Source organism: Paenisporosarcina sp. P5_A11 (assembly GCF_056400705.1).
Genome location: NZ_JBFUKT010000112.1, coordinates 1 through 10,597, shown reverse-complemented (window position 1 = coordinate 10,597; position 10,597 = coordinate 1). Strand labels below are relative to the sequence as shown.

At 37.3% G+C, this 10,597-nt stretch carries 9 protein-coding genes, 1 other RNA gene and 1 pseudogene; 9 read left to right on the top strand and 2 right to left on the bottom strand.

Annotated elements, in window-relative coordinates; translation table 11 throughout:
* Together AC1DOS_RS13870 and recU are read right to left on the bottom strand one after the other, a co-directional pair.
* Window positions 1-304, bottom strand: a pseudogene (locus AC1DOS_RS13870) (penicillin-binding protein); the annotation flags it as partial.
* Between the two features lie 16 nt (window positions 305-320).
* On the bottom strand, window positions 321-941 hold the full coding sequence (gene recU / locus AC1DOS_RS13865) for a Holliday junction resolvase RecU (protein ID WP_477537974.1): 621 nt from the start codon (window positions 939-941) through the stop codon (window positions 321-323).
* A gap of 181 nt (window positions 942-1,122) precedes the next feature.
* Between recU and AC1DOS_RS13860 the strand changes: the two genes are divergently transcribed.
* The 9 genes from AC1DOS_RS13860 to AC1DOS_RS13820 all read left to right on the top strand — a co-directional run.
* Window positions 1,123-1,308, top strand: coding sequence for a hypothetical protein (locus tag AC1DOS_RS13860; protein ID WP_477537973.1), 186 nt, complete (start codon window positions 1,123-1,125; stop codon window positions 1,306-1,308).
* A 47-nt stretch (window positions 1,309-1,355) separates the two neighbouring features.
* On the top strand, window positions 1,356-1,742 hold the full coding sequence (locus tag AC1DOS_RS13855; RefSeq protein WP_477537972.1) for a DUF1798 family protein: 387 nt from the start codon (window positions 1,356-1,358) through the stop codon (window positions 1,740-1,742).
* Entirely contained in the window at window positions 1,717-4,008 is a 2,292-nt protein-coding gene (locus tag AC1DOS_RS13850) for a DEAD/DEAH box helicase (RefSeq protein WP_477537971.1), read from the top strand. Before AC1DOS_RS13855 ends, AC1DOS_RS13850 begins: the two co-directional genes overlap by 26 nt.
* On the top strand, window positions 3,998-5,272 hold the full coding sequence (locus AC1DOS_RS13845; RefSeq protein ID WP_108587132.1) for a ribonuclease H-like domain-containing protein: 1,275 nt from the start codon (window positions 3,998-4,000) through the stop codon (window positions 5,270-5,272). The genes AC1DOS_RS13850 and AC1DOS_RS13845 overlap by 11 nt, the downstream gene beginning before the upstream one ends.
* A 73-nt stretch (window positions 5,273-5,345) precedes the next feature.
* Complete coding sequence (gpsB, locus tag AC1DOS_RS13840; protein ID WP_108587131.1) at window positions 5,346-5,639, top strand: cell division regulator GpsB; 294 nt, start codon at window positions 5,346-5,348, stop codon at window positions 5,637-5,639.
* A gap of 64 nt (window positions 5,640-5,703) precedes the next feature.
* An RNA gene (rnpB, locus tag AC1DOS_RS13835) (RNase P RNA component class B) lies at window positions 5,704-6,081 on the top strand.
* A gap of 108 nt (window positions 6,082-6,189) precedes the next feature.
* Window positions 6,190-7,326 carry a THUMP domain-containing class I SAM-dependent RNA methyltransferase gene (locus tag AC1DOS_RS13830; RefSeq protein WP_477537970.1) on the top strand — a complete coding sequence of 379 codons (1,137 nt, stop codon included), beginning with the start codon at window positions 6,190-6,192 and terminating at the stop codon, window positions 7,324-7,326.
* 57 nt (window positions 7,327-7,383) lie between these two features.
* Entirely contained in the window at window positions 7,384-9,291 is a 1,908-nt protein-coding gene (locus tag AC1DOS_RS13825) for an ATP-dependent DNA helicase (RefSeq protein WP_477537969.1), read from the top strand.
* Between the two features lie 116 nt (window positions 9,292-9,407).
* Window positions 9,408-10,597, top strand: a 1,190-nt coding sequence (locus AC1DOS_RS13820) for a carboxypeptidase M32 (RefSeq protein WP_477537968.1), incomplete at its 3' end; no start/stop codon positions are given.

The window sequence follows — 10,597 nt, the reverse complement described above, 5'->3', positions numbered from 1 at the left end:
CCTTTGGAATATCTTCATAATTAATGTATTCGCGATTTTCAGGCCCTAAAGTCATCATTAATTCGTCATTAACATCATAAATCTTAGATGGCAATGGATCTTTTAATGATTCTTCATCTAGCTCTGGTGCAGAACTTGCGTAATATGCAAACAATCCTCCACCGAATAATAATCCTGCTAAACCTATAATAATACAGGCAACCAAAATTCGTTTTAGCCATCCTGTTTTAGAAGTCTTTTTGGATTTCCTTTGTCTTTCAAGTTCTTTTCTTCGTTGTCCACGAGAATTCACTTTTTCACTCACGAATTTCTCCTCACTTTCACTGCTTTCCAGATTCCTCTGAAATCATATTTATAACACCTTTTAGATAGTCTATTGGTGGATATGCTCCTGGAACTATTTCATAGGCGTTTTGTTCAAAAATATCAAACGGGATTGATTTACGACCACCTTTGCACATTTCTTCCCAAGCATCTAGCAGGGGAGCGAATGGTAAGACGAAATATCGATTAATCAATGAAAACCGAACGATTAAAAAGGTCAATCCTTTTTGTTGTGCAACTAATCTCATATGATCAATTTGATGGGCATGAATGTTTTTTAATGGGAAAGAAGTTTTGTTTTTAGTTTCTTTCGCTTCAAAATCTACATGAATCCCTTGCCAAACCCCATTAAAATCAGTTGTCGATGCAGTTCTATAATAGGCTTCTTTTATAACTGCTGCACTTCGAGAGGGATATTCTACTTTGACTACTTGAATAGGTACCGGTTTTTTGTGGATGACGGCCGTACCTTGCTGCATGTAATAGTCATTCGTTTCATTAATCTCATCCTCTAACGTCTTTCCCCTATTACTGAATGAGTAATCCTTTTTTGAGCGATTTTCACTAGTATTTTTTCTAGGGGTGTATGTTTTGCCATTCGGATAATTTATCACCATGCTCGTCACCTCGAATATCAGTGTATCATAACCGTCCTCATACTAGACGTGAAAGTACTGTGAAGGTTTCATAGTACTATGTCGAATCACGATACGTTTTAGCTGAATGCTTCTAGTTTTGTCGTTGACAAAGGATTTCAGCTTGCGGTGCAGAACTTCACTACTATTGGAGGGATGAACGATGAAAAGGATTGAAGATTTGATTGAACAACTATCCTTACTCGAACATATTTTAGAAGCGCGTTTTATACAAGAAAGATCGACTCAAACACAAACTGTTATTGATAAAGGCCACCGGGTTGGAAAAGCACTTAAAGAGACAGAACAATCGATAGAATGGAATATCTGTTCCCGTAAAAGTGGTTAAAACCACTTTTTTTTGTTACAATTAATTGTTATAAAGGAGCTGAGACCATGACATTAATTGAGCAAACAAAATTGGTTTTAGAAGAAAGCAACAAATGTTTAAGTCGTCACCAAGAAATGCGTGACACGGACTCAACTCCAGATTTTTTTTCTCAAGTTAAACCTCATGCCGACCATTGGCACACTTTCTTAATGGAGTGGAGAGAACAGTCGAGAAAATGGCTAGATKATAACCGCCCTAAACATATGAGAATCCAACAAATTGACGCTGCGATTGAAGCATTCAATCAATATGTCGTTCAATCATTTTATAAAGACACTGGGAAAAAAAGATTTGCGCAGTCTATACAATCAACTTGTTACACGTTGCAAACATATATACATGCCCTAGAGCAAGAAGGTGGAAAGTTTGAGAAAGAAACAAACGATCAGTGACATTTTAATAGAATGGAAACAAGATCCTGTCATACGAGAACGGATTGTTCATTGGCACACAATTGATAAAAAAGCAGCTACTTTAGATGATTTTCCTGCCGATTTACATACGTCCATTCAACTAGCTTTAAAAGAACGTGGGATAAATCAATTATATAGTCATCAACGACAAGCTTATGATATGGCAAGAAGTGGTCATTCGTTTACAGCCATTACACCTACAGCATCCGGCAAATCGCTATGTTATCATCTGCCGGTTTTACAGTCAATAGTTGAAGATTCTTCATCACGTGCTCTTTACTTATTTCCAACGAAAGCACTTGCACAAGATCAAAAGTCTGATTTAAATTTATTGATTGAGCAAATGAATCAAGATATTTTAAGCTACACATATGATGGAGACACTTCGCCAGCTATTCGCACGAAAGTCCGAAAAGCAGGTCATATAGTGTTAACGAATCCAGACATGCTTCATTCAGGTATTTTACCTCACCATACGAAATGGGTTTCCTTATTTGAAAACTTAAAATACATCGTCGTAGATGAGCTTCATACATATAAAGGTGTTTTCGGAAGTCACGTTGCACATGTTTTACGTCGCTTGAAACGCATTTGTCATTATTATGGAAGCAATCCCGTATTTATATGCACATCGGCAACGATTGCAAACCCAAAAGAATTAGCAGAATCGCTGACAAATGAGTCACACCAACTTATTGACCAAAACGGCGCACCTTCAGGTAAAAAGAACTTTATATTTTATAATCCGCCAATTGTTCACCCTACATTTGGTGTCAGACGAAGTGCTATTTTAGAAGTGAGAGACTTATCTAAACGTCTATATAATGAAAGTATTCAAACAATTGTTTTTGCGAAAAGTAGAGTACGAGTTGAGATGCTTGTCACTTACTTAAAAGAGCTGACTAAAAAGAAAATTCATGATGAGTCGATTAGAGGCTATCGCGGTGGCTACTTACCATCTGAGCGAAGGCTTATTGAAAAAGGATTGCGTGATGGAACGATTCGAACAGTCGTTAGTACAAACGCTTTAGAATTAGGCGTAGATATTGGACAATTGCAAGCATGCATTATGACCGGATATCCTGGTAATATCGCCAGTGCATGGCAGCAAGCAGGGAGAGCAGGGCGAAGACAAGACGAAGCATTAATTATTTATGTAGCACAGTCTACAGCACTTGATCAGTATATTGTTAATAATCCTGCGTTTTTACTTGGACAGTCTCCAGAAGAAGCACGTATCTATCCGGATAATCTCATTATTTTAATGGACCACTTAAAATGCGCTTCTTTTGAATTGCCCTTTAAAACGACTGAACAATACGGAGAGTTTGAGATTCAAGAACTTCTAGCCTATTTAGAAGCTGAAGGCATATTAGTGAGAACTTCAGACAAATGGCACTGGATGAGTGATCGTTTTCCAGCACACGAAATCAGTTTACGCTCTGCATCTCAAGAAAATGTCATTATAATTGATCAAACTATACCAGCTGAAACCAAAGTTATCGGTGAAATGGATCGCTACAGTGCGATGACATTACTCCACGAAGAAGCCATTTATCTTCACCAAGGGATTCAATTCCAAGTCGAAAAATTGGACTGGGAAGAAAAGAAAGCATTTGTTAGAGAAGTAGATGTTGATTATTTTACTGACGCAAATTTAGCAGTTGAATTAAAAGTAATGAGTGAAGATCGAAAGAAAACATTTGAAAACGGTTCAGTATTTTACGGAGATGTCTCTATTTTAGCTATGGCTACAATTTTCAAGAAAATACGATTCGATACACATGACAATATTGGTTCTGGTCCGATTCAATTACCACCTGAAGAACTACATACGTCTTCTAGTTGGTTGAGCTTCGAACGCCCCCCTGGTTGGACGGATGCCATGTTAACGGATGCGATGACAGGTACAGCAACATCGATTGCGTCGTTTATTCCATTGTTTGTCCAGTGTGATCGTCGGGATATTCATGTGGTACCACAAGTGAAATCCATTCATGCTGAACTACCAACGTTCTTTGTGTATGATAGTTATCCAGGTGGGATTGGCATAAGTGAGCGTGTATTTGATGTGTGGCCAGAATTACTTGAATACGTGCAAAGCCATGTTACTAGTTGCCCATGTGACCAAGGGTGCCCTGCTTGTATTGGCCCACAAGAGTCTACAATTGGTTTGAAAGATGAAGTCGTAAAACTTCTAGCTTATTTGCAAATAGAAACAAAAGGTGAGTCTTATGTCATTTGAAAAAAATCTCTTACAAATGAAAAAGTTGATTAAGAAAAAACCAGCGACCAAACAATCGGTGGCTCCTTTTGTCACTCCTCAAAAACCATCCTATTCGAAAGCTTGGGAAGATGAAGGATTATCAATTGTTGAAAATAAGTTTGGGGTGGTTTTTGAGAAAAAAATCGTCTACGCTCCTGAACATGTTCACGGGGATTTCAAATTGAAAGAAATCTTTGAGGCTTTTACTTTGTGGAATTCGTTTAAAGGTGAACATCCCATTTCTACAGATGGCAAAAAAATCGTCTTTTTTGATACGGAAACAACTGGGTTAAAGGGAACAGGTACGTATATTTTTTTAATCGGACAACTAACTTGGAATGAAGATCATTTTGAAATGACACAGCATGTATTAGCAGACCCGAGCCATGAAGCAGCTTTATTATATGAATGTGGGTTGTGGAAACCAGGTCAAACAGTTATCACGTATAACGGAAAAAGCTTTGATTGGCCTCAATTACAAACAAGGTGGACATTAAATCGAGAACATTTACCAATACTAGCTGACCCCATTCATATCGATTTACTTCATGGCTCCAGAAGAGTTTGGCGCAATGAATTAGATCAATTCAAGCTTGTTCATCTCGAAGTAGAAAAGCTTGGATTTAAAAGAGTAGGAGATATTCCAGGTCATTTAGCACCTATTATCTATATGGATGCCGTCAAAAGTGGAGTACCTACCACTCTGTTAAAAGTGCTACATCATAATGAATGGGATATCTTATCGTTACTTACGTTGTTTATCCATAGCACCAAGTTGATTTTACAAGAGCAATATAACAATTCAAGTGTGTCCTCTACGAATATAGGAAAATGGTTTTCGGATTTAAAAGACTTTGATAAAGGCCAGAGCGTATTTGAACAGATTATTAAAGAATACAGTAAAACAGAAGCTGCCCAAGCATTTTACTTTTTAGGTTTCGAATACAAACGGCGAAAACAAATGATCCTTGCATATGAAGCGTTTGAGCAATCATTGATAAATTTATCAGATGTTTTTCAAATACAAGCTTATGAAGAACTCGCGAAAATAGCTGAGCATGTTAAAAAAGATTATCTTGCAGCGCAAGTCCATGTTGAAAAGGCAGTCTTACTTATACGAAACACAAAGCATCTGAAACCTCTTCAAAAGGAACGAAAGAATTGGGCATTTGATAAGCGCTTAAAACGTCTAGTAAATAAACAAACTATTTCCCGGGCAAGCGCACGTTTCGACAGAAAATGAATAGAGAAACGACCGTCAGCAGTCACTTTATGGTATAATAAACCACATGCATAACAATGGAAGGACGATGTAAATGAACACGAAATTAACTCCTGAAATCATTTTAGAAAAAGAATTCAAAACCGGTATGCGGGGATATAATCAAGATGAAGTAGATCAATTTTTAGATGATGTTATTCAAGATTACAACTCATTTATGCAGAAAATTGACACGTTACAATCTGAAAATAGACGTTTAATTGGTGAGCTAGAAGATGCTCCAAGACGTCAAGCTGCGCCTCCATCAACTGGTACGACTAACTTTGACATACTAAAAAGACTTTCAAATCTTGAGAAACATGTTTTTGGAAGTAAGTTGTACGAATAATTCAACATCTACTGGTGGATTGATTTTAGGGCAAAAGCCTTGTATAATGAAGAAACCAATTAGATAATCTAGGTAATCGCTGCAACGCTTGACGTTGTAGAGGAAAGTCCATGCTCGCACGGTTCTGAGATGACCGTAGTGTTCGTGCTTAGCGAAAAAATAAGCTAAGGCAGTGTTACAGCTGACGGCGGGAACAACACCTAAGTCTTCGGATATGGTCTAGGTTCTCTGAAAGTGCCACAGTGACGGAGCTGACTCGGAAACGTTTCAGGTGGAACGAGGTAAACCCCACGAGCGAGAAACCCAAATTATGGTAGGGGCACTCTCATGCAGGAATCAAACGAATTGAGAGACAGACTTTGTCTGTAGATAGATGATTACTACTCACTTGTACGAGGCTTATGCCGTTTGAGTACGTGATAACAAAACATGGCTTATTGGCTTTTCTAATGGGTATACTTTGACTAAACAAGCTCTCCACTAACTTCGGAGAGCTTTTATTAATAAATAAGCAAATTAATGAATGATTGTTAAAAGGAAGGATGAGATGATGACGACTCATCGATTAGTAGCAACATCGGCAATGGGATTAGAATCTATTGTGGCAGATGAAGTAAAAAAATTAGGTTATGAAACTCAAACAGAAAACGGTAAAATTTATTTTGAAGGTGATGAGCGAGCAATAGCACGTGCCAATATGTGGCTACGCGTTGCTGACCGCGTTAAAATTATTGCTGGAGACTTTAGAGCCACCACTTTCGATCAATTATTCGAACAAACGAAAGCGATTCCATGGGAAAAGTATTTATCTGTGGATGCCGCGTTCCCTGTACAAGGGAAATCTGTTAAATCAAAATTATTTAGTGTGCCGGATTGCCAAGCGATCGTTAAAAAAGCAATTGCTGAACGATTAAAATTAGCACATAAAAGAATTGGATTTTTAGACGAATCGGGTGCAACATTTAAGATTGAAGTGAGTATACTTAAAGACGTGGTAAAATTAAGCATTGATACAAGTGGTGTTGGTTTACATAAACGAGGTTACCGCGTTGATCAAGGGGAAGCCCCATTAAAAGAAACCCTCGCTGCTGCTCTAGTCTATGTTTCTAAGTGGAATCCAAATCGTCCATTTGTAGACCCATTCTGTGGGTCAGGAACTATTCCTATAGAAGCTGCAATGATTGGTCAAAACTTAGCTCCTGGGTATAACCGAAGCTTTATAAGTGAAGACTGGCCTTGGATGTCAAAAAAAATCTGGGAAGAAGTTCGCTTAGAAGCTGAAGAAGCAGCAAACTATGACCAGCATTTAGATATCACAGGTTCTGATTTAGATCCTCGAATGATTGAAGTTGCAAAAAATAATGCGATTGAAGCTGGCTTCGCTGATTTAATTCAGTTTAAACAGCGTCAATTAAAAGATTTTACAACAACTTCACTAGACGGTGTGATGATTGGAAATCCACCTTATGGGGAACGAATCGGGGAAAAAGAAGTCATTGAAGAAATGATTGATGACATGGGACGCATAATGGATAGTCATCCAACATGGTCGGTGTATATGTTGTCTTCAATGGCAGACTTCGAATCTTTATATGGACGTAAAGCAACAAAAAAACGTAAATTATTCAATGGATTTATTGAAACTAATTATTATCAATATTGGGGTAGAAAATTACCTCGTGAATAGTACTCGAAACGGATAGGTCAACCTATCCGTTTTCTTAACGTTTGAAGGGAGAACACTATGAAACAAACTTTACCATTTGCACTTTCTAAAGACCGCTCATTTTTTGAATCACTTGGTGATTGGATGGGTGACGTATTATATGATGAATTGCCTGAAAAAGGGTTTGAATGTCGCGATGAACAAATATACATGGCCTATCAAATTGAAAAATCGTTAAAAGAAAAAAGCGTACTTTTTGCAGAAGCTGGGGTAGGAACTGGGAAAACCATCGCTTATTTACTACCAGCTATTTCTTATGCACGTTATACGGGTAAGCCCGCTTTAATATCATGTGCAGATGAAACATTGATTGATCAGCTCGTGAAAAAAGAAGGAGATATTCAAAAGCTACAAGATACGCTTGGTTGGAATATTGATGTTCGCCTAGCAAAATCACGAGATCAATATTTGTGTTTAAAGAGACTTGAGCACGAACAAAAAACAAATGATGATGACTTCATTGAACAAATTGAAGACGGAATTCCTGATTTTGTGTATGGACATCAATCTTTGCAGGCTGTATTCCCTTACGGCGAGCGAAGTGCGTTCCCGGACGTGAGTGATGAAGATTGGCAAAAAGTGAATTATCATCCGATTCAACAGTGTGCAGTTTGTGATATTCGGAATCGTTGTGGTCAAACCATTCATCGCCAAAATTATCGTGAAGCAGGCGATTTAATTATCTGTTCACATGATTTTTTAATGGAGCATATTTGGACAAAAGAATCGCGTGTGCGTGAAGGGCAAATGCCTTTGTTACCTGAGGTTTCGATGATTGTCTTAGATGAAGGACATCTATTAGAATTTGCTGCTCAACGTGCATTAACGTATGAAGTACAAAGCCAAACGCTCGTGTCGTTAATTGATCGGGTTGCCCAAGACGGTGTTCGTGAAAGAACATTGCGCTTACTAGAAACATTACAAGACACGCATGATGACTTCTTTAAAGAGTTATTAGTACACGCACATGGAGATGGTGAACGTCTTCATATTACGAAAACTGATCTTGTATTGCAAATAGGTAAGGAACTTGTCAAATTAGTAGAACAAATTCTAGAAGAATTTGTATTCGAGTCTGAACTTTATACAATAGATGAATACGATCTTCGTATGGTTGAAGAGTATTTAGAACAATATGTATTTTCATTGCAATTATTTGTGCAAAACGGAGATGCAGTGGATTGGGTAGAAGAAAAAGATGGTCTTGAGACTCTGGTTATTATGCCGCGCCTAGTAACGGACATATTAAATGAAAAACTATTTACAAGTAAACTACCAGTTGTTTTCTCTTCTGCAACATTGTCGATTAATAAAGACTTTACGTATATCTCAGATGCACTCGGAATTGATAAATACCATTCATTCAGTGTAGCTTCACCCTTTGATTATGCTGAAGTGATGAAAATTTATGGGTATTCTTTAGAAAGCGCGACAAAAGCTCAAAAAGCGAGAGAACTTTTAGCACAATCAAAAGAACCAACTTTATTGTTGTTCAAGTCGAAACAGGACATGATAAGTTTCGAAAACTCCCTTACCGTTGAAGAACGACTAAGCATGGCATGTGAAGGGGAACGAGAATTATCTTCCATTGTTCGTGATTTCCAAGCAGGCGAAATCTCTACATTATGTTCTTACCATTTATGGGAAGGTCTCGATTTACCTGCTGAAGCATTAACACGTGTGATTATTTATGATTTACCATTCCCACCTCATGACCCATTGTTTGATGCAAAGCGTAAATTCTCAAACAATCCGTTTAACGAAGTTGATTTGCCTTTTATGTTACTACGACTTCAACAAGGGATTGGACGACTAATTCGTACATCAGCAGATCATGGATCAATTCATCTACTGCTATCGGATGAAGAAAAACAATTAAGTGACTCATTTACACATGTTCTTCCTGTAGAAGTGACGTGGAGTTAATAAATTTAAGACCATTCAAATGAATGGTCTTTTTATTTTCATTCATTTATTTATTATACTTTTCTGTCTTTATGCTAAAATGAATGAGATGTTTGAAAAGTATTGGGGGAAAATTCATGGAAACGACAGAGAGATTTTTAGATTATGTCAAAAAGATGGAAGCGTATTCAGAAGCGATTGGACTTATGTATTGGGATTTACGTACAGGAGCTCCGAAAAAAGGTGTCGATCAACGTTCACAAGTTATTGGTACTTTGTCATCTGAAGTATTTGGGATGCAAACTTCAGACGAGTTAGCTGCAATGCTAGATGAACTTAGCAGAAACTTAGATGGACTAGATTCAATTACACGGAAAACTGTTGAAAAAGTAAAAAAAGAATACGATATGAGCAAAAAGATTCCTGCAGAAGAATACAAAGCTTATGTTATTTTGACTTCAAAAGGAGAATCTGTTTGGGAAGAAGCTAAAGAAAAATCGGATTTCTCATTATTTTACCCTTATCTAAAAGAGATCATTGAAACGAACAAAAGATTTGTATCTTACTGGGGAGTTAAAGACAACAATCCTTATAACACACTTCTTGATGAATACGAACCAGGAATGACGACAGAAATTCTGGATGAAGTATTTGGTGAATTGAGAAAGAAAATTGTACCTTTAGCGAAAAAAATTGCTGAATCGCCACACCAACCGCAAACAGATTTCTTATTTAAACATTTTCCGAAGGACAAACAACAACAATTTAGCTTGGATATCTTAAAACAACTTGGTTATGATTTTGAAGCAGGTCGTTTAGATGAGACAGTCCATCCGTTTGCGACAGGTTTAAATCGTGGAGATGTTCGAATTACCACAAAATATGATGAAAACGATTTTCGTTCGGCGATTTTCGGCACGATTCATGAATGTGGTCATGCTTTATATGAACAAAATATTTCTGCAGATTTAGATGGTCTACCTCTATCAAGCGGTACATCGATGGGTATTCATGAATCACAGTCTTTATTCTATGAAAACTTCGTAGGTCGCAATGAGAATTTTTGGAAACATAATTATGAAACATTGCAAGGTTATGCACCTGAACAATTCGGAGCAGTTTCTGCAGAAGATTTCTTAGCGGCAATTAATGAGTCAAAGTCTTCACTTATTCGAATTGAAGCAGATGAATTAACGTATCCACTTCACATCATGATTCGTTATGAAATTGAAAAAGGTTTATTTAATGGAGATATGAAAGTAGAAGATCTTCCTCAAATTTGGAACGATAAATATGAAGAATACTTAGGTGTTCGACCATCAAACGA